17 protein-coding genes and 1 pseudogene are annotated in these 19,370 nt (G+C 73.1%); 5 read left to right on the top strand and 13 right to left on the bottom strand.

Translation table 11 applies throughout. The features are described 5' to 3' along the window. Positions 1-22 precede the first annotated feature (22 nt). Positions 23-565 (top strand): PadR family transcriptional regulator, encoded by a 543-nt coding sequence (locus ACGFI8_RS09705; protein WP_392802371.1) that lies wholly within the window; start codon positions 23-25, stop codon positions 563-565. 4 nt (positions 566-569) lie between these two features. Here the strand turns inward: ACGFI8_RS09705 and ACGFI8_RS09700 are convergent, their stop codons facing one another. Both ACGFI8_RS09700 and ACGFI8_RS09695 read right to left on the bottom strand, forming a co-directional pair. Continuing rightward, a complete protein-coding gene (locus ACGFI8_RS09700; protein WP_392802369.1) occupies positions 570-5,609 on the bottom strand; it encodes an SCO7613 C-terminal domain-containing membrane protein in 5,040 nt (1,679 codons plus the stop codon). Positions 5,610-5,733: 124 nt separating this feature from the next. Then, positions 5,734-7,155, bottom strand: coding sequence for a UDP-glucose dehydrogenase family protein (locus tag ACGFI8_RS09695; RefSeq protein WP_392802366.1), 1,422 nt, complete (start codon positions 7,153-7,155; stop codon positions 5,734-5,736). Between the two features lie 185 nt (positions 7,156-7,340). Between ACGFI8_RS09695 and ACGFI8_RS09690 the strand changes: the two genes are divergently transcribed. Beyond that, on the top strand, positions 7,341-8,489 hold the full coding sequence (locus tag ACGFI8_RS09690) for an acyl-CoA dehydrogenase family protein (RefSeq protein WP_392802363.1): 1,149 nt from the start codon (positions 7,341-7,343) through the stop codon (positions 8,487-8,489). Positions 8,490-8,855: 366 nt separating this feature from the next. Then, a complete protein-coding gene (locus ACGFI8_RS09685; protein ID WP_392802360.1) occupies positions 8,856-9,011 on the top strand; it encodes a hypothetical protein in 156 nt (51 codons plus the stop codon). Positions 9,012-9,016: 5 nt separating this feature from the next. Here the strand turns inward: ACGFI8_RS09685 and ACGFI8_RS09680 are convergent, their stop codons facing one another. The 11 genes from ACGFI8_RS09680 to ACGFI8_RS09630 form a co-directional block, all read right to left on the bottom strand. Continuing rightward, positions 9,017-9,139, bottom strand: coding sequence for a hypothetical protein (locus ACGFI8_RS09680; RefSeq protein WP_392802358.1), 123 nt, complete (start codon positions 9,137-9,139; stop codon positions 9,017-9,019). A 123-nt stretch (positions 9,140-9,262) separates the two neighbouring features. Next, positions 9,263-9,556: a hypothetical protein gene (locus ACGFI8_RS09675; protein WP_392802355.1), complete on the bottom strand. Its 294-nt coding sequence runs from the start codon at positions 9,554-9,556 to the stop codon at positions 9,263-9,265. 56 nt (positions 9,557-9,612) lie between these two features. Further along, entirely contained in the window at positions 9,613-10,473 is an 861-nt protein-coding gene (locus ACGFI8_RS09670) for a hypothetical protein (RefSeq protein WP_392802352.1), read from the bottom strand. Further along, positions 10,461-10,979: a SigE family RNA polymerase sigma factor gene (locus ACGFI8_RS09665; protein WP_392802349.1), complete on the bottom strand. Its 519-nt coding sequence runs from the start codon at positions 10,977-10,979 to the stop codon at positions 10,461-10,463. The genes ACGFI8_RS09670 and ACGFI8_RS09665 overlap by 13 nt, the downstream gene beginning before the upstream one ends. Positions 10,980-11,020: 41 nt before the next feature. Beyond that, a complete protein-coding gene (locus ACGFI8_RS09660) occupies positions 11,021-11,278 on the bottom strand; it encodes a hypothetical protein (RefSeq protein ID WP_392802346.1) in 258 nt (85 codons plus the stop codon). 99 nt (positions 11,279-11,377) lie between these two features. Next, positions 11,378-11,938, bottom strand: a complete 561-nt coding sequence (locus ACGFI8_RS09655; RefSeq protein WP_392802344.1) for an exonuclease domain-containing protein — start codon at positions 11,936-11,938, stop codon at positions 11,378-11,380. Positions 11,939-11,975: 37 nt separating this feature from the next. Beyond that, a complete protein-coding gene (purE, locus tag ACGFI8_RS09650; protein ID WP_392802342.1) occupies positions 11,976-12,494 on the bottom strand; it encodes a 5-(carboxyamino)imidazole ribonucleotide mutase in 519 nt (172 codons plus the stop codon). After that, positions 12,491-13,621: a 5-(carboxyamino)imidazole ribonucleotide synthase gene (locus ACGFI8_RS09645; protein ID WP_392802339.1), complete on the bottom strand. Its 1,131-nt coding sequence runs from the start codon at positions 13,619-13,621 to the stop codon at positions 12,491-12,493. Before ACGFI8_RS09645 ends, purE begins: the two co-directional genes overlap by 4 nt. A gap of 130 nt (positions 13,622-13,751) precedes the next feature. Next, on the bottom strand, positions 13,752-14,318 hold the full coding sequence (locus ACGFI8_RS09640) for a hypothetical protein (RefSeq protein WP_392802336.1): 567 nt from the start codon (positions 14,316-14,318) through the stop codon (positions 13,752-13,754). Positions 14,319-14,426: 108 nt separating this feature from the next. Continuing rightward, positions 14,427-16,397, bottom strand: coding sequence for a thioredoxin domain-containing protein (locus ACGFI8_RS09635; RefSeq protein WP_392802333.1), 1,971 nt, complete (start codon positions 16,395-16,397; stop codon positions 14,427-14,429). 265 nt (positions 16,398-16,662) lie between these two features. After that, positions 16,663-17,223, bottom strand: a complete 561-nt coding sequence (locus tag ACGFI8_RS09630) for a Uma2 family endonuclease (protein WP_392802330.1) — start codon at positions 17,221-17,223, stop codon at positions 16,663-16,665. Between the two features lie 286 nt (positions 17,224-17,509). Here ACGFI8_RS09630 and trpB point away from each other — a divergent pair, with 286 nt between their 5' ends. Next, the gene (gene trpB, locus ACGFI8_RS09625; protein ID WP_392802328.1) at positions 17,510-18,655 is read left to right on the top strand and encodes a tryptophan synthase subunit beta; all 1,146 of its coding nucleotides are present in this window, start codon (positions 17,510-17,512) and stop codon (positions 18,653-18,655) included. 8 nt (positions 18,656-18,663) lie between these two features. Beyond that, a pseudogene (gene trpA / locus ACGFI8_RS09620) lies at positions 18,664-19,367 on the top strand (tryptophan synthase subunit alpha). Positions 19,368-19,370: the final 3 nt, after the last annotated feature.

Here is a 19,370-nt window from a genome sequence, read left to right as displayed (position 1 = left end):
TTCGACAGGTTAGACTGCTGGCATGTCCCTCCGTCACGCCCTGTTGGGGCTGCTCGCCGACACCCAGCAGAACGGCTACGACCTCACGAAGCGGTTCGAGCAGACGTTGTCGGGCCACGCGTGGAACGCCGGCCACAGCCAGATCTATCCGGAGCTCAAACGCATGACGGCCGAGGGCCTGGTCGAGGTCGTCGACGAGGGGTCGCGCGGGAGCAAGGTCTACGGCGTGACGGACGCCGGCCGCGCCGAGCTGCGCCGCTGGATGTTCAGCCCGCTCGGCGAGACCCCGCCGCGCAACGAGTTCGTGCTCCGCCTGTTCCTGCTGTCCTCGCTGGACCTGCCCGACGTGCGCGTGCTCGCCGAGCGCATGGCCGGCACCAGCGACCAGAGGGCGATCGACCTCACCCACGCGATCAAGGAGATCGAGGACTCGACGCCGCCCGGCCAGCCGCACGGATATGCGCGCTTCGCCGCCGAGTTCGGCCGGCGGTACTTCGAGCTGCAGCGCGACTGGGCGCGCTGGGTCGTGGAGCAGCTGGAGAGCGGGGAACGACCGTCCTCGTAGGCGGTCACCGCATGCCCCGGTACACGCCGCGCAGGCGGTCGAGGCGCTGCCGCTGCTCGTAGGTGGCGCCGAGGCTGATCAGCAGCACGCCGGTGCCCGTGAACAGCAACAGCATCATCCACAGCGGCATGCCGATGCGGAACAGCTCGTTGACGGTGGAGATCACCGTCACCGCCGCACCCACCGCGACCGGGGCCTTCTGCTGGCGTACCGCGCCGATGGCCACGGTGATGACGCCGGCCAGGATGAGCAGCACCCGCCGCAGCTCCGGGGAGTCCGGCTGGGCCACCGCGATCGCCAGGCTCGGCGCGAAGCCGGCGACCAGCGCCGGGCCGTAGGCGAGCCAGCTGCCCAGCTCCGGCCGGTTGCGGATCTCGATCAGGCCGGTGATCAGGGCGAGCGCGGCGAACGGCAGTGTGTACGCCTCGGGCAGCGCGACCCGCACCGTGATCAGCAGCAGCCAGATCGCCAGCATCTCGGCGACCGACGCGGCGATGATCAGGACCGTGCGGTGCCGGGGGCTGCGGCCCTTGCGCGCCGCGGACAGGCCGAGCACGGCGCCGACCGCGGTGAGCGCGGCCGCGGTGTGCGCCGGCGAGCCGAGCGTGAGCAGGACCGCGATGCCGGCCCCCGCGTAGCCGGCGGCCTCGATCGTGAGCGCCTCGCGGTTGATGGTGTCGCTCGGGCGTAGCCGGGGCAGCGCCGCGCCCACCACGAGCAGCGCGGTGGCGACGATGAGCAGCGGGAACGCGCACTGCTTGATCCCCAGCCCGGCGGCGAGGCCGGCTGCGATCGCCAAGCCCTCGGCGGTCGAGGCGGCCACGTGCCAGCCGAGCATCCGCCCGTTCGTGGTCCGGCCCCAGATGCCGCCGATCGCGCCGACCACGACCGAGCCGGCGAGCCAGCTGAGGGTCTGCTCGCGGGTGGCGAGGCTGCCCGCGCCGCCGGCGCCGGCGGCCAGCGCGGCGATCGCGAACACCAGCCGGCGGGCGTGAATCATCAGCCGGCCGTCGGGGCTGTCCGCGATCGGCGGCACGGTGAGCGCCAGGCCGAGCCCGGCGATGGTGGAGACCAGCAGGGCGAGGGTCGGCTGCACCGGCCAGGGCGCATGCAGCGCGGCGGGGGCGATGAGCAGCGTCAGCGCGGCGCCGGGCACGACGATCGCCACGGCCCGGTTGGCCACCGCCTGCCCGCTGCCGCCCAGCCCGACGGCCATCAGTGCGCCCGCGACGGTGAGCAGGAAGGCGCCCAGCACGTGGGTGCTGTTGCCGGCGTACTGCACGAGCGGGCCGAGGTCCGCGGCGGTCTCCGGGGTGCCGGTCCAGGGCTGTTCGATCCAGCGGTACGGCCCGGCGAGCGCGGCGAACAGCGCGGGCGCGAGGAAGACCACGACGATCGCGGCCGGGATCCCGGCGGCCGCGGCGACGCCGAGGGCGAAGTTGCGCGGGATGCGGGACCGCTCCCAGCGGGTGACCGGTCGGCTGGTGCGGTCGGGGCGGAACCCGCGGGCCGGCTCGGGCTCGGCGGGGGTGTGCCAGTTGGCGCGCAGCAGCTCGACGAGGACCCCGAGCAGCGCGGCCGCCGCGGCGTAGACGACGGCGCCGTCGCGCTGCACGATGAGCGCCGCGATCGCGGTCGTAGTGGCGGAGACGGCGACGCCGGCGCTGACGTACGGCAGATAACCGGGCGCCTTCTGGGCCGCGGCCGCCGCGGCGGCGAGCCCGACGGCGGCGGTGGCCAGCGCCGCGATGAGGATCGTGCTGGCCCGGTCCGGGTAGATGCCGCCGACCACCGCCGCGGCCGCGCCGGTGAACGCGAACAGCGCGCCGGCCACGGCGGTGCCGCCGACCACGCCGAGCGGGCCGTCGTCGGGATCGCGGCCGCCTTGGGCGGGCCGTCCCTGCGAAGCGTCGGCGGGCCGGCCTTGGCGCAGCCGCGCGACGTTGCGGGCCAGACCGGCGATGAACACGCCGCTGACGCCGAGCGCGGCCAGGGTGCCGGCGGTGGCGCCCGGGCGGACCAGGCCGGCTCCGGCCGCGAACGTGCCGGCCACGAGCGCCGCGCCGAGCCTGGTGTAGGCGCCGCGCCAGCTGCGCGCGAAGCTCGCCCACGCGGCGACGCCGGTCGCGGCGGCCCAGCCGATGACCATCGGGGCCTGCCAGCCGAGCCCTAGCCCGACCGGCGCGCCGAGGGTGGCGAGCACGAGGGCGGCCGAGGCGGTGTCGTCGCCGTACGGCTGCGGCAGCCCGATCGCGGCCGCGCCGGCGAGCAGCAGCAGGGCGATCGGCACCTGCCAGCCGAACTGCACCAGGCCGTACGCGGTGGCGGCCCAGTGCGCGTCGAGCGGGGCGTGCCACGCCGGGTCCGCGGCGCGGATCACCCCGATGGCGCCGACCACCGACAGCGCGCCGGCGTAGAGGCCGGTGCCGAAGCCGACCATGGCGGCGCCGACGACCGGGCCGCGGCGCCACTCCTCCGGCAGCGTCCGCGCGGCGACCGCGACGATGAAGACCAGCAGCGCGAGCGTGACCACCTCGATACCGGAGGCGGCAAGCGACACGGCGCGGGCCACGGCGCCGATGGCGGCGGTCGTCACGGCCGCCGCGGCCGCATCCGCGCCGGAGAAGTCGATGCCGAAGGTCCGCCGGTCGTCCATGCGCGGCGCGGCCCACAGCATGACGGCGGCGATCACCATGAGCAGGCCGATGACCAGGTCGATCGTGGTGGCGCCGCGTGCGACCACGGTGGCGACGCCGACCGCGACAGTGCCGGCGGTGGCCCCGGCCAGCAGCGGCGGGCTCGGCTCGCCACGGGCGACCTGGGTGAGCGCGGCGACGCCGAGGCTCACGGCGAGCGCGAGGAAGCTCAGCACCAGCACCACGGTGGCGCCGCCCGGCAGGTCCCCGAAGACGATCGCGGCGGCGGCCGCGGCCGCGCCGGGCAGGGCGAACAGCGCGCCGCCGGCCGCGGCGTCGCTGACCCGCCGCGAGGCGGCCATCCGGTTGCCGTCGGTCTGGTGCGGGCTCGGCAGCAGCGCGATGGCGGCACCGGCGACGGTGATCGCGGTGAGGGTGATCGCGGTGGCGGCGGGCCGGGTCATGCTGGCCGCGGCCGCGTACGTGCCCAGGACGAGCGCGGCGCCGAGGCAGGCCCAGGCGGTGTGCGCGGCGCGGACCCGCAGGGCGAGGGCGCCGGCCGCGATGGCGGCGCTGACCGCCAGCGCCGGGATCGCGAGCCAGCTCAGGCCGAGCGCGGCGGGCGCGACGAGCAGGGTCAGGGCGGCGCCGACGACACCGACGTCGGCGCGCAGCTCGTCGGGCGGCACGGACGCACCCCGGCCGGGCCGCAGCGATACGGCCACGGGCTCGCTGCGGCCGGTGAACATGAGCACGCAGGCGCCGGTCAGCAGCAGGACGGCGATGACGTACTGCCAGCCGTCCCGCCCGACCGCCTCGTGCACGCGGCCCGCGTACCCGCTCAGATCGGCGTTCCAGACCGGCCACGCGGCGCGCAGCGGCGCGACGATGCCGGGGAACGCCCGGACCAGGACCAGCAGCGCGGCGCCGGCGGCGGACACGGACACGGCGTAGCGCGGGCCGCGCCGGGCGTCGGCCGGCAGGAACGGCACCCCGGCGGCGGCGACGGTCACCGCGAGGGCGAGGAACAGCGGCGTCGAGCCGGGCAGCCAAACCGCGCCGACGCGGGCGATGGCGACGACGACCGCGCCGGTGGCGATGCCGGCCGCGGTGTCGGTCAGCGCGCCGCGCCGCCAGGCCAGCGAGCCGCCGACGCCGAGGGCCGCGGCGACGAGCATGGCCACGGCGGCCTGCATCGTCGCGACGCGCTCGGCGGTGCTCGCCAGCCCGACCGCGGCCGACATCAGGGCGAGCGCGGAGGCGAGGGCGAACAGGCTCCAGGCGAGATCCCGCATGAGCCCGTCGGCGATGCGGTTGGTGCGGCCGGTGTGGGCCGGCTGGTCCTCGGCCGCGGCGTTCTCGTGGTGGGCGTCGATGCGCCGCTGCACGGACCGCTTGAGGGCGACGGCGAAGCCGAGGTCGATCAACGCCACCCCGGACAGGGCCATGGACCAGCCGGTCGGGCCGTGGATCTTGTCCAGGGCGAGCAGCGGCAGCACCGGCTGCAAGGCGAGCAGGGTCGCGTACCGGGAGGCGATGAGGTGGCTCTGCATGCTGTACACGGCGGCGACGCCGGCCGTGGCCAGGCACACGATGCCCAGGTAGGTGCTGAACTGGGGGCGGTCGGCGCCGAACAGCTTCTCGGAGCGCACCACGTAGCCGTCGAGCAGCACCAGCAGCAGGGCGACCGAGGCGACGGTCTCGGCGGTGGCGCTCAGCCCGCGCCGCACGAGCACCAGCGGCAGGGCCAGCGCGATGGCGGTGATGGCGGCCAGCGACACGATCCGGCCGAACGTGCCGACGGTGCCGAACGCGTCGACGGTGAGCACGATCGCGGCGCCGGCCAGCAGCAGGCCGCCCAGCGCCAGCACGGACGCCTGCATGCTGCTCTGCGTGGCCTCGGGCTGGTCGGCGCCGGGCGCCCCGCCGCCGTCGCGGGGCGGGCGGCGCATCTGCGGCAGCTGGGCCCGGGGCCGCTCCGGGGCGATGACCGGATGGGACGGGCCGCCCTCCGGCGCGTCCGGGGCATGACCGCTCTCGATCGCGTGGGGTGCCCTCGGGGAGTACCGCTCCTGGACCGTGGGGTTGGTCTGCGTGACCGCCGCGGGCGGTGGCGTCTCCCGGGCGCGGCCCAGCAGCGGCCGCTTGGACCGCGCCGCCTGCTCGGCGTCCATCGCCGCCCGGACCTTGCGCCGCAGGTTGTCGCGCTGGGCGGTGGTGTGTGCCAGCTGCTTGCGCAGGACCTGGGTGTCGTCGGTGAGGTCGCGCTTCTTCTGCTCGAGCGCCGCGACCGTGCGCTGGAACATGGCGAGCGCGGCCGCGTCCGGGTCATGCGGCCGGCCGCAGTTACGGCAGCCGGTGGCCTCGGTGGCCGGCCCACCGCACGCCGGGCACGGATATGTCTCCACGCCACTCCTCCCCCGGTGCTGGCGGCCGGGGTCGCCGTGCGGTTCCCCGGCCGTTCACGCCCTACTGGGAAGAATGCCTTGTTTCGCCGGGCTACGAAAGCGAAGCGCCCGTTCGGGAGGTTCTCTATGAAACGACCGGGCGCCCCATGCCGCGGTACTCCCACCCGCCGGCGGCCCAGACGGCCTGGTCGAGGCAGTTCCGGCCGTCGATGACCTTCTTCGCCGCGACGAGCGGGGCCAGCGTATTGGGGTCGGTGTTGCGGAACTCCTCCCACTCCGTGAGCACACAGATCAGGTCGGCGCCGGTGACGGAGTCGGTGAGGGTCTTGGCGTAGGCGACGTCGGAGACGTCGGTCCGGGCGTTGTCCATGCCCTCCGGGTCGTAGACGGTGACCTCGGCGCCGGAGCGGGACAGCTTGCGCACGACCGACAGGGCCGGCGAGTCGCGTACGTCGTCGGAGTTGGGCTTGAACGTGGCGCCCAGCACGGTGATGCGGGTGCCGGCGAGGTCGGGGCCGGCCGGGCCGTAGCCGCGGCCTAGCAGCTCGGCGGAGAGCTGGACGATCTTCTGCCGGCGGCGCTGGTTGATCAGGTCGACCTCGTGCAGGAACCGCAGCGCCTCGCCGACGCCGAGCTCCTGGGCGCGGGCCTGGAACGCGCGGATGTCCTTGGGCAGGCAGCCGCCGCCGAAGCCGACGCCGGCGCGCAGGAACTTGTTGCCGATGCGGGCGTCGTAGCCGATCGAGCGGGCCAGCTGGGTCACGTCGGCGCCGGCTGCCTCGCACACCTCGGCCATCGCGTTGATGAACGAGATCTTGGTGGCCAGGAACGCGTTGGCGGCCACCTTGACCAGCTCCGCGGTGGCGAAGTCGGTGACCACCACCGGGACCTCGCGGTCCTCGGTCAGCGCCAGGTCGAACACGCCCTTGTGGGCGGAATACAGCATCCCGGTCGCCCACTCGGACTTGACGCCGAAGATGACGCGGTTGGGCCGCAGCACGTCCTCAACGGCCACGCCCTCCTGCAGGAACTCGGGGCTCCAGGCCACCTCGACGCCCAGGTCGGCCGCGGTGTGCCGGTCGACGAGCTGCTCGATCCACTCGGCGGTGCCGACCGGGACGGTCGACTTGCCGACGATGAGGGCCTTGCGGGTCAGGTGCGGCGCCAGGTTGGTGACGGCGCTCTCCACATGCGACAGATCGGCGGCCATGCCGTCGGGCCGCTGCGGGGTGCCGACGCAGATGAAGTGGATGTCGCCGAACTCCGCAACCTCCTCATAGGAGGTGGTGAAGCGCAGCCGGCCGGCCGAGAGGTTCTTGCGGAGCAGTTCGTCGAGGCCCGGCTCGTGGAACGGCACGTCGCCGTCCGCGAGCTTGGCGATCTTCGCCTCGTCGATGTCGAAGCCCAGGACTTCGTATCCGAGCTCCGCGAAGCAGATCGCATAGGTCGCGCCAAGGTAGCCGGTGCCCAGGAAGGTCAGCCGGGGCCGCGCCGAGCCGGACGGCGGGGCAACGACGGGTGGGGTGCTCGGGTACGCGATGGTCACGCCATGTCTCCGCTCGGTCGAGGTCCGCTACGCGGCCTTCCCCTGGTGGGATCGGGCCGACGTCGCCACGGCGAGGATAGTCCCTTGGCCCCGACCGCGCCTCCGGCCGCTTCATTACTCGTCGGTATGCTCACACCGCGAGCCGCTGAACGGCGGTTCAGTGCCGCCGCGAAGAGGGGGTTGCCGTGTTCGACGTCTACCAGCTGCCCGAGGAGCACGTAGCGGTTCGTGAAGCGGTTCGCGCGGTGTGTGACGGCAAGGTCGCGCCCAACGCTGCGGCCGCCGACGAGACCGGCGAGTTCCCCCAGACCTCCTACGACGCGCTGCGCGCATCCGACTTCCACGCGCCGCACATCCCCGTCGAATACGGCGGGGCCGGCGCCGACGCGCTCGCCACCGCAATCGTCATCGAGGAGGTCGCCCGGGCCTGCGCCTCCTCCTCACTCATCCCCGCGGTCAACAAGCTCGGCACGATGCCGCTACTGCTGGCCGCCTCCGAGGAACTCAAGCGCCGCTACCTGACCCCGGTCGCGCGCGGCGAGGCGATGTTCTCGTACTGCCTGTCCGAGCCCGAGGCCGGCAGCGACGCGGCCGGCATGAAGACCCGCGCCGAGCGCGACGGCGACGCCTGGGTACTCAACGGCGTCAAACGCTGGATCACCAACGCCGGCATCAGCGAGTACTACACCGTCTTCGCCGTCACCGACCCGGCCGCGCGCTCCCGCGGCATCTCCGCGTTCGTGGTCGAGAAGTCCGACCCAGGCGTCACCTTCGGCGCGCCCGAGAAGAAGCTCGGCATCAAAGGCAGCCCCACCCGCGAGGTGTACCTCGACAACGTGCGCATCCCCGCGGACCGCATCATCGGCGAGCCCGGCACCGGCTTCGCCACGGCGATGCGCACCCTGGACCACACCCGGGTGACGATCGCGGCCCAAGCCCTCGGGATCGCGCAGGGCGCGCTCGACTTCGCACTGGGTTACGTGCAGGAGCGCAAGCAGTTCGGCAAGGCCATCGCCGACTTCCAGGGCATCCAGTTCATGCTGGCCGACATGGGCATGAAACTGGAGGCGGCCCGCCAGCTCACCTACGCCGCCGCCGCCAAGTCCGAGCGGGGCGACGCCGACCTCACCTACTTCGGCGCCGCCGCGAAGTGCTTCGCCTCGGACGCGGCGATGTCGATCACGACCGACGCGGTGCAACTGCTGGGCGGCTACGGCTACACGAAGGACTTCCCCCTGGAGCGCATGATGCGCGACGCGAAGATCACCCAGATCTACGAGGGCACCAACCAGGTCCAGCGCATCGTCATGGCCCGCCAGCTCCTGAAGGGCTGACTTTTCGCGTTTTCGCAATGCAGCTTCAGACCTGCTGGGGAAATGCTGGTGCCTGGGTCCACTGTGGACGTCTAATCAGGGGTTCGAGGCGATGACCCATCGGTAGCGCCGGTTCGGGCCCATAGGTCCAGCTTCACACCAAGCTTCACACCTGACAAGCGATGTGCGAAGCTTGGTGTGATGTCCGGCCTGCTGATCGTCGGCGCTGTGGCCAGATGGCGACCTTGTTGACTGGATGGGTAGCTTCATCCGCCGACATCGCCGCAACGGCCGGCGGCGAAGGTTGAAATCTTCGCGACCATCCTCGACGACCTACGTCCGCATCTCGGCCCAGTCGATAGCGCCAGCGATCCCCCGCCGACGGACGTGGCCGACACAGTCGCGCCCGACACCTCCGACATCGTCCTCGGTCGCACGCTACGCGGCGACCAGCCGGTCACCGTCGCGCCAGAGCAGCTGGAGCCGCCCCTCGGCGGCGGGGGCTCCGGTAGGACGGCCTTCGCGGCGAGCGTCGCGCCCTGACAGTGTCAGCGCAGCAGGGTGTTGACGGCGATCGTGCAGATCACCGACAGCAGCACGGACGCCAGGATCATCAGCAGGCAGCCCAGGCCGCCGCCCAGGGGGCGGATCTCGACGTTGCCGATGCGCATGCGCCGCCGGATACCCGGGCGGTGCCCGGCTCAACCGTGATCGCGGCCGGCGGGGCGATCGTCACGGCGTCGGGCAGGACGTCCGGCGCGGGCGGCACCTGGACACCGCGCCGGTGCCCGACCTCAGCCTATGCGCTCCCGCAGCCAGGCGATCAGGGCCGGGTACTCGTGCAGCACCCGGTCGACGGCCGCGGGATCGTCCGCCCGCAGCCGCTGCTGCTCGGCGATGCAGGCCGACTGCTCGGCCTGGAGCCGCTCCGCCTCGGCCGTATTGCCGGCCGAGACCGCCCGGTTGCGCAGGCGGATGTAGCACGCGATGACCTCGTCGATGTTCTCCATCGCCGCGGCGTAGCGCGCGGCGTCTCGCCGGTTCCACTCGAACGACTCGACTCCGCCGACCGCCGAGTAATCGGACATCGATGCCCCTCTCCGTCCCGTGATGGCGTCACTGTACCGCCACGACGGCCGTTCGCTCAGGGGAACAGGGTCAGCGCCGGGTCCAGCGCCACCTGCTTCAGCTCGTCCTTGTCGACGCTCGGCCCCTGCCTGGTCACGATCATGCGATCCCGCTCCAGGCGGTAGGTGGACAGGGCGATCTCCACGATCGTGTGGTCCGGGAACACGCCGTGGGCATTGATGTCCTCCGCACCGCCGCCGAAGCCGGCGCCGTAGGCGGCGGCCATGGGCACGCCCATTTCACCGGCGGGCTTGCAGTGCGTCGTTTGGTCGTCGCACACGTACACCACCTGCGTGTGGTCCGGCGCCGCGAGGCGCACGGACAGACGCTGCAGGCCGCCGGCGTCGTACACCTCCAGGTCGACCGCATAGCCGCCGTCGGACGGCACCATCGACCAGCGCTCGTCGCAGGTGCCGGCCCGCACGATCGTCGCGCCCGGGAAGACCGGCCGCAGCGCGGCGCGCAGGGCCGTGGTGAGTCGCGCGACCGCCGCCGACGACGGCTCGGACGGGCGCGCCGCGCTCGGGCCGGGGCTGAGGTCGGGCACCCACCCGGGGCCGGAGTAGCCCGGGGCCGGTGACCCGGCGGGGCCGGAGCCGTCGCCCACGGGTGGCGGGACCTGGGACGGGACGGCCGACCGTACGACCGTGGGCACCGGCATGCAGTCGCGGTGGCCGAGCGGGGCCGGCGCTGCCGCGGGGCGCAGGGCGGCGGCCGCGGTCGCCAGGGCCAGGACGGCGAGCGTGGCCCCCGATGCGGCGCCGGCGCGGGCGAAGGCGCGGCGGCGCAGGCCGCGGGCGATGACCCGGTCCAGGTCGACGGCCGACGCCGGGGCCGGCGGGTCGAGGTCACGCAGGTCGTGAATCAGCGGGTCCATGACTCCTCCTCCAGTGCGTCGCCGGCAGCCAGCCGCTCGCGCAGGGTCGCCAGGCCGCGCGCGGCCTGGCTCTTGACCGTTCCGGTGCTGCAGTTGAGCTCCTGCGCCGTCTCCTCGACCGAGAGATCGCAGCAATAGCGCAGCACCAGGACCGCGCGGCGCCTCGGAGGCAGCTCGGCGAGCAGCGCGGAGAGGGCCAGGCGGTCGGCGACGAGGTCGGTGGCGGCGGCGGGGCGCGGCTCGTGCGGTACCGATGCGAAGGAATGCTCCCGGCGCCAGGGCCTTCGCCGCTCGTTGAGCATGGTCCGTACCAGCACCCGGCGCACGTATGCGTCGACGTCGTCCGCGGCCGACACCCGCGGCCAGTGCTGAAGGATGCGGACCAGCGCGTTCGAGAGCAGGTCGTCGGCCCGGTGCCAGTCGCCGCAGAGCAGGTAGGCGACGCGGCGCAGGGCCGGTAGCCGGGCCGTCACGTAGACGCGAAAGCCCTCGACGTTCGTTGCCATACCCTCCAGACACGCGCCGCGCGGCGGCGGGTTGCCCGAGACTAGCGGGAACCGAGGAAGCGGGAGCGGACCAGCCGGAACAGGCGCGGCACGGCGACGAGGACCGCGCCGGCGAGGAGCAGCAGCAGGGTCACCGACGCCACGCCGGTGACCACGACGTCGCCGGACGCGAGCGCGGGCGCGCCGTCCGGAGGCGCGGCGGCCGCGGGGCCGGACGCGAGCGCGGAGCCCGCCCCGGCGCCGGTGGCGAGCACCCGCGCCGTCCACCGGTGGAGTCGATCGCCCCGCTGCCCCGTCATGCCGTACCGCCCCTGTCGCCCCGAATGCCTCCACCCGATAACTTCCGGTTTGCGTGTTTGGTGACGCCGAGAACCCGAATCCCGCCCCGTGCAGAGCGGTCAGACGCCGTAGTCCTCGCCCGGCCACCGGCCGCGCTCGACCAGGTACAGCACGAGCGCAGCGATGTTCCAGGCGTCATCGGCACCGTTGTGGTGCCGCCCCTCCAGCGGCAGGCCGGCGCTCTCCAGGGCGCCGGCCATGCCCTGCCGGCGGGCCCCGCGAGCGTCGGCGAAGACGGCCTTCGCGTTGACGTGGACCGATCCGAAGGGGTACTGCCGGGCACCGTCACACTGCCGCGCGAACTGCTTGCGGTCGTAGTCGCCCCAGCTCGCCCAGGGCCGCGAGTCCGACCGGTGGCGCCGCACGAGCTGCCGGCACGCCTCCTCGAACGGCACGCCGGCCGCCGCCTCCTCGGGAGTGATCCCGGTCAGCTCGGTGCAGAATCCACTCACGGTCGAGCGGGCGGGCCGCACCATGATCCGGTCCCGCCCCACCCGTTCCCGGGCGTCGAGGTCCACCACGCAGACGCCGATCTCGATGATCTCGTTGACCTCACCGGCCGGCAGCGGCCCGTCCCAGCAGGTGGCCTCGACATCGATCACGTTGAGCAGTCGGTCCATGGTGTGCCAGCTTAGGAAGCGGTACCCCGAATCCGCCTCAGGTTTTCGCCGCGCCGGTGGACGGCTCGGCGAGGGACGCCGAGAGGGCGGCGTCCTTCTCGGCCACCATCGCGCGCAGCGACTCCTGGAAGTCGCGGACCTTCGCCAGCAGCGCGGGGTCGGCGGAGGCCAGGATGCGCACGGCCAGCAGGCCCGCGTTGCGTGCGCCCGCGATCGACACCGTGGCCACCGGGATGCCGGCCGGCATCTGGACGATCGACATGAGCGAGTCCATGCCGTCGAGATACTTCAGCGGTACCGGCACGCCGATGACCGGCAGCGGAGTGGCCGAGGCGACCATGCCGGGCAGGTGGGCGGCGCCGCCGGCCCCGGCGATGATGACCTTCAGGCCCCGGGCCACGGCCTCGCCGGCGTAGTCGAGCATCAGGTGGGGGGTGCGGTGCGCGGAGACGACCCGTACCTCATAGGCAACGCCGAACTCGTCCAGCGCCTCGGCCGCCAGGCGCATGACCGGCCAGTCGGAGTCGCTGCCCATGATGATGCCGACGTCGGTCAATGCTGGTACCCCTCCTCGAGAATGCGGGCGGCCCGGCGGGCGCGCCTGCGGCAGTCTTCCAGGTCGTCACCGAGCACCGTCACGTGGCCGATCTTGCGGCCCGGGCGGACCTGCTTGCCGTACAGGTGCACCTTGGCGCCCGGCTCCTCGGCGAACAGGTGGTGCAGGCGCTCGTCGATCGACATGCCACCCGGCTCGCCGCCCAGGACGTTGGCCATGACGACGGCGGGGGCGGTCATCCGGGTGTCGCCCATCGGGTAGTCCAGCACGGCGCGCAGGTGCTGCTCGAACTGCGAGGTCCGGGCGCCCTCGATCGTCCAGTGCGCGGAGTTGTGCGGGCGCATCGCGAGCTCGTTGATGAGCAGCCGCCCGTCGGTCGTCTCGAACAGCTCGACCGCGAGCACGCCCACGACCCCGAGGCCCGTGGCGATGTCGATGGCCAGGCGCTGGGCCCGCACCGCGAGCTCCTCGTCGAGGCCCGGCGCGGGGGCGAGGACCTCGACGCAGATGCCAGCCTCCTGGACGGTCTCCACGACCGGGTACGCCGCGACCTGCCCGAGCGGCGACCGTGCCACCACCGCGGCCAGCTCGCGCCGCAGTGGTACCCGCTCCTCGGCGATGATCTCTACGTCCGAGGGGATGTCGGCGGGCGACCCGGCCAGGAACACGCCGCGCCCGTCGTACCCGCCGGTCGCCGTCTTCACGATCACCGGCCAGCCGACCTCGTCGCCGAACTTGCGCGCGTCGCCCGCCGTCCAGCGCGGCATGGGGAACCCGAGGGTCCCGAGGTGCTCGCGCATCGCCCGCTTGTTCTGGGCGTACTGCAGGGCGTCCGCCCCCGGCAGCAGCGTGTGGCCCTCGGCGGCGAGCGTCCGGATGATCTCGCCGGGCACGTGCTCGTGGTCAAACGTCACCACGTCGCAGCCCTTCGCGAAGTCGCGCAGCGCGGCGAGGTCGTCGTGCCGACCGATCCGCACGTCGGCGGCGACGAGGGCGGCGCCGTCGTCAGGCGAGACGGCGAGCACGCGCAGCGACTGGCCGAGGGCGATGGCCGCCTGGTGGGTCATCCGGGCCAGCTGCCCTCCGCCCACCATGCCGACGACGGGGAGTCCGGTTCGGGTGTCCATAGGCTGGCCAGCCTAACGTTTCCGCCCGGGCCGATGGCACAGGCCGGGCACCGCAGCATCCGGATATGTCCGACTTATCCGGTGATGCCCCGGCGCCCGACCGTCGTCGGCCGTCAGTGAGCCGCGCGAATCACACCGCGGGGCCGCGGCGACGCAGCTCGTCGACCGACTCCATGGCCTGCCGCAGCTCGGTCAGCCAGGCGTCGGCGTGCTGCCCGACCAGCGCCACGCACCACGCCAGCGCCTCGGAGCGCGAGCGCGCCACGCCCGAGTCGACCAGGGTGTCGAGCACCTGGCGCTCGGCCTGGCGCAGGCGGGTCATCACCGGCGCCGAGTGGGTGGTGAACAGCTCGCGCACCTCGCCGACCTGCACGCCCCACGAGACCTTGCGCCGGTATCGCCGCTCGAGCTGCTGCGCGATGCCGATGCGCTGGTCGCGGGTGGTCTCCCGGAACCCGGCGATGCGGCCCTGCCCGGCCGCGGCCCGGTCGGCGTCGGTGGCGTCGTCCGGCAGCGCGGGCTCGCTCAGCCGACCGACGATCAGGATCTCGTCGCGGTCGATGGTCACCTCGGCCGGACCCTGGAACCAGGTCTCCGGCAGCGCGCCGCCGATCCAGGCGGTCGCGTCGTCGGCCGGTGGGGGTTCGCTGCGCGGGCCGCCGCCGCGCCCCCAGGGCACGTCTCCTCGTCGAATCATCATTACTCCCTTGCTTGAGCAACTCTGATTACACAATTACACCGTTACAAGGACATGCCAAGGCCGGGTGCGTTCGCCTGCGGTGAACGCACCCCGGGGTACGACCGGCTAGGCCAGCTTGGCGACGAGGTCCTCCAGCGCCGTGACGGGCGCGTCGCAGACGAAACCCCGGCAGACGTACGCCGCGGGCCGCCCGTCCCGCAGCGGACGCCCCTCGAGCAGGGGCACCCCGGCGCGGTCCGGCTCGCCGGCGACGACGACGGCGCCCGGGGGCGCGTGCCACCAAGCGGCCGCGACGAGCGGGTCGGCCGCGTCGTGGGTGGCGATGGCGATCTCGTACGGGCCGGAGAGGAGCGCCTCCCCCGCCGCGCAGGCGTATCCGGTGAACCGCCCGTGGGTCGCCGCCACGACCGCGACGGTGCCGAGCGCGCGCTCGGCCGCCTCGCGGTAGGCGGTGTCGGCGGTCAGCGCCGAGTACGTGACCAGCGCCGCCGCGATCGCCGAGAGCCCCGCCGGGGTGGCGTTGTCGGTGACGTCGGCCGGCCGGGCGACGAGCGCCTCGGCGTCGTCGGCGGTGTCGAAGAAGCCGCCGCTGTCCGCGTCGCGGAACCGCTCGAGGGCCACGTCGAGCAGCTCCTTGGCAAGCGCCAGCCAGCGGCCGTCGCCGGTGGCCTGGTGTACCGCGCAGAACGCCTCGGCGACCGCGCCGTAGTCCTCCAGCACTCCCGCCGGCTCGCCGACCACGCCGTCGCGGGACACTCGGCGCAGCCTCCCGCCGACCAGGTGGGTGCCGGCCAGGAACTCGGCGGTGCGGACCGCGAGGCCGATCGCCTCCCCGTCGTCGTACGCCTTCCCGTACTCGACCAGCGCGGTGATCGCCAGCCCGTTCCAGGCCGCGACGACCTTGCCGTCACGCGCCGGCTGCGGCCGCCCGCCGCGCGCCCACAGCAGCTTGGCCCGGATGTCCTGCCAGCGCTCGGCGTTCATCGGGTCCTCGGGCAGCTGCAGCACCGAGCTGCCGTGCTCGAACGTGCCCTCGCGGGTCACCTCCAGCAGGTACCGCGCCCAGGCCCCGTCGACCTCGCCGAGCACCTCGTCGACCTGCTTGGGGGTCCAGACGTACGTCAGGCCCTCCTCACCGTCGGCGTCGGCGTCGAGCGCCGAGATGAAGCCGTGCCCGTCGTGCAGGTCCCGGGCCAGGAACGCGGCGGTCTCCTGGGCCACGCGCCGCCCGGTGCCGCTGCCGGCGATGCGGTCGAGGTGGGTGTACACGCGCAGCAGCAGCGCGTTGTCGTAGAGCATCTTCTCGAAGTGCGGCACGGTCCAGGTGGCGTCCACCGCGTACCGCGCGAAGCCGCCCGCCAGCTGGTCGTACATGCCGCCGCGGGCCATCCGTTCGCAGGTGTACCGGACCGCGTCGAGCACCGTGTCGTCGCGCGTGCGCTGGTAGTGGCGCAGCAGGAACAGTAGCGCCATGTGCGGCGGGAACTTGGGCGCCCCGCCGAAGCCGCCGTGCTCGCCGTCGTAGGTCTTCATCAGCGTGGCGGCGGCGGCCCGCAGTACCGAATCGTCCATGGGGTTTGCCGGGGGTCGCTCCGCGACCTTGCGGACGGCATCGACCACGGCGGCGCTCTGCCGGACCACCGCGTCGCGCTGGCCGCGCCAGGCGTCGGAGACGGCGTGGACCAGCCGCAGGAACGCGTCGCGGGGGAAGTAGGTGCCACAGTAGAAGGGTTCGCCGTCGGGCGTGGCGAAGACGGTCATCGGCCACCCACCCTGCCCGGTCATGGCCTGCGTGGCCGTCATGTAGACCGCGTCGACGTCCGGCCGCTCCTCACGGTCGACCTTGATCGGCACGGTGAGCTCGTTGACGGCGGCCGCGACGCCCTCGTGCTCGAACGACTCGTGGGCCATCACGTGGCACCAGTGACAGGCCGCGTACCCCACGGAGATGAGCACGGGCACGTCGCGTCGGCGCGCCTCCTCGAACGCCTCGGGCGACCACTCCCACCAGTCGACCGGGTTGTCCTTGTGCTGCTGCAGGTAGGGCGAGGTAGCCCCGGCGAGACGGTTGGCCATGCTCCAACCCTCTCACGACTACCTTGGGTACCCAGCTCGTTGCCGTCTTCGCGGAGCCGGCGAACGTCGACCAACCCCGATATGAACTCAGCTGCTATGCCAAGCCGGGTCATAGCGCCAGCGATCTCGGACGATGGATTGCGACGCGGACTTGCCTACACGAGGGGAGAGCGGCGGTCTTGAACCGGCCTCCGGAGCGGACTGCTGATGTCGGTCCGCTCCGGACCTCCGACCGCTTCGGGCTCTGCCGAACGGCGCGGTTCCCTCAGTCCAGGTAGTCGGCCGGTGCGGTGTTGAGCACCCAGGCGAGCGGCATCGTGGCGCCCACGCGGTAGCCGTCATGGGCGAGCCGGTACATTGTGACCGTCTGGCTCGCATCCCGATCCACGGTCCAGTACTGCGCGATGCCGGCACCGGCATACTCAGCGCGCTTGGTCACGGTGTCGGCCGCTTTGGAGCCCGTCGAGATGATCTCCACAACGAGCAGCACACCATCGACCGGCAGCCACACCGCGCGAGGTTGCGTCGGCACCTTGCCCCAGACGACGAGGTCGGGGATCCGTCCGCCCACGCTGTCGTCCGAACCCGGGATGCGAAGGCCGACGGCCTGGGTTATCCGTTCGAGCGGCCAGCCAGCCATGATGAGCCATCCCATGAGGCGAGTCGCGATGACGGCGTGCTCGAAGTCGGGCGGCGGCATGACCGACAGGACCCCCTCAGGGCTGATCTCGTAGCGATGACCATGTGGGTCGGCGGCGCTCATCGCGGTGAGATCATCGAGCGTCGCGATTGCCGGCATATGACGGCCAACGGACTCTGCGCTCATGGCGACCATCTTATCCGCGCGGGCGCCCCCTGACCGTCGCTGCCTGGGCGAATCTCGGCTTATTAGGGCCACATGGCAACAATACCTAGACCCGGGCATCCTCACAACCGCGTACAGAGTCGGCGTGGACGCCAACTACCGGGTTGCCATGGTTACTGGCACGCCCTCGACAAGGCCGAGCCGCATGTGGCACAGTTCTAGAACTGTTAACTGTTCTAGAACTGTGGAGGGGCTCGTGGGTGAGTTGCTCATCCGGCCGCGGCGGGGGGTCGCACGAGGGCCGGTCATGGGGGATCCCGGGGCGCTCGGGCGGTTCGGGGAGTACGGCGGGCGGTACGTGCCCGAGTCGCTCGTCGGGGCCTGCCGCGAGGTCGAGGAGGCGTTCCGCGAGGCCTGGGCCGATCCGGCGTTTCGCGGGCAGCTCGACCGGCTGCTCGCCACCTACACGGGGCGGCCCACGCCGCTGACACCCGCCGTGCGGCTCTCGGCGGAGCTCGGGCTCACCGTGCTGCTCAAGCGCGAGGATCTCACGCACACCGGGTCACACAAGATCAACAACGTGCTCGGGCAGGCGCTGCTGGCCAAGCGGATGGGGCGGCGGCGGTTGATCGCGGAGACCGGGGCCGGGCAGCACGGGGTCGCCACCGCCACGGCGGCGGCGCTGTTCGGGCTCGGGGCCACCGTGTTCATGGGCGAGCGGGACATCGAGCGGCAGGAGCTCAACGTGTTCCGGATGCGCATGCTCGGGGCCGAGGTCGTGCCGGTGCGCAGCGGCGGGCGGACGCTCAAGGACGCCACCAGCGAGGCGATGCGGCACTGGGTCGGGGCCGTCGGCGAGGCGCACTACTGCATGGGATCGGTACTCGGGCCCGCGCCGTACCCGTGGATGGTCCGCGAGTTCCAGCGCGTCATCGGCGACGAGGCGCGCCGGCAGTGCGCGGCCGAGCTGCCCGCCGCGGTGCCGGACTACGTGGTCGCGTGCGTCGGCGGCGGGTCGAACGCGGCCGGGACGTTCGCCGGGTTCGTCGACACCACGGCGCGGCTGGTCGGGGTCGAGGCCGACGGCGGGGCGGGCGCGAGCAGGGGGCGGCTGGGCGTGCTGCACGGCGTGCGCTCGATGTTCCTGCAGGACGACGACGGGCAGATCAGCGAGGCGCACTCGATCGCGGCCGGGCTCGACTACCCGGGCATCGGGCCGGAGCACGTGCACCTGCGCGACCTCGGGCGGGCGCGGTACGTCACGGTCACCGACGGCGAGGTGGTCGAGGCGGCGGTACGGCTGGCGCGCACCGAGGGCATCATCGCCGCGCTCGAGTCGGCGCACGCGCTCGCGTGGGTGCTGCGCGGGGAGCTGCCGGCCGGCTCGACGGTGCTCATCACGCTGTCGGGGCGCGGGGACAAGGACCTGGCGACGCTGCGGGAGGCGCTGTGAAGCTGCTGATGCCGTACATCACGGCCGGCGTGACGGCGGACTGGACCGACTACGTCCACGCGTTCGCCGCCGCCGGCGCGGACATGATCGAGATCGGGCTGCCGTTCTCCGATCCGACGCTCGACGGGTCGACGATCCAGGAGGCGACGGCCGCGGCGCTGCGCCGGGGCGCGACACTGGACCGATTTTTCACGAAATATCGAAAATTTCGTCTCCGGTACCGCTGATCGCCAGCACCTACGCCAACCTCGTGATCCGCGAAGGCGCCGAGAAGTTCTGCCGGCGGCTGAGGGACGCCGGCGTGAGCGCGCTCATCGTCCCCGACCTGCCCCTCGAGGAGTGCGCCGAGGTCGCCGAGCACATCGACCTCGTCCTGCTCGCCTCCCCCGCCACGCCGGACGGCCGGCTCGCCGAGATCGGCCGGCGCAGCCGGCGGTTCGTCTACGCGGTGACGGTCATGGGCACCACCGGCGAGCGCGACAAGCTCGCCGCCTCCGCGGCCGCGCTGGCCGCCCGCCTCAAGGCCCGGACCGAACTGCCGGTCTTGTTAGGATTCGGCATCTCCACGCCCGCGCAGGCGGCGGAGGCGGCCGCCCTGGCCGACGGCGTCGTGGTCGGGGCCGCCGTCATGCGCCGCGTGCTCGACGGGGCCGGCCCGGCCGAGGTCGGGGCGCAGGTGGCCGAGCTGAGGGCGGCGATGTCAGGAGGGTGATCC

This window comes from Dactylosporangium sp. NPDC048998 (assembly GCF_043197855.1).
GTDB lineage: Bacteria > Actinomycetota > Actinomycetes > Mycobacteriales > Micromonosporaceae > Dactylosporangium.
Note: the sequence above shows the minus strand (reverse complement) of the source record. Positions and strands in the feature narration are given on the sequence as shown.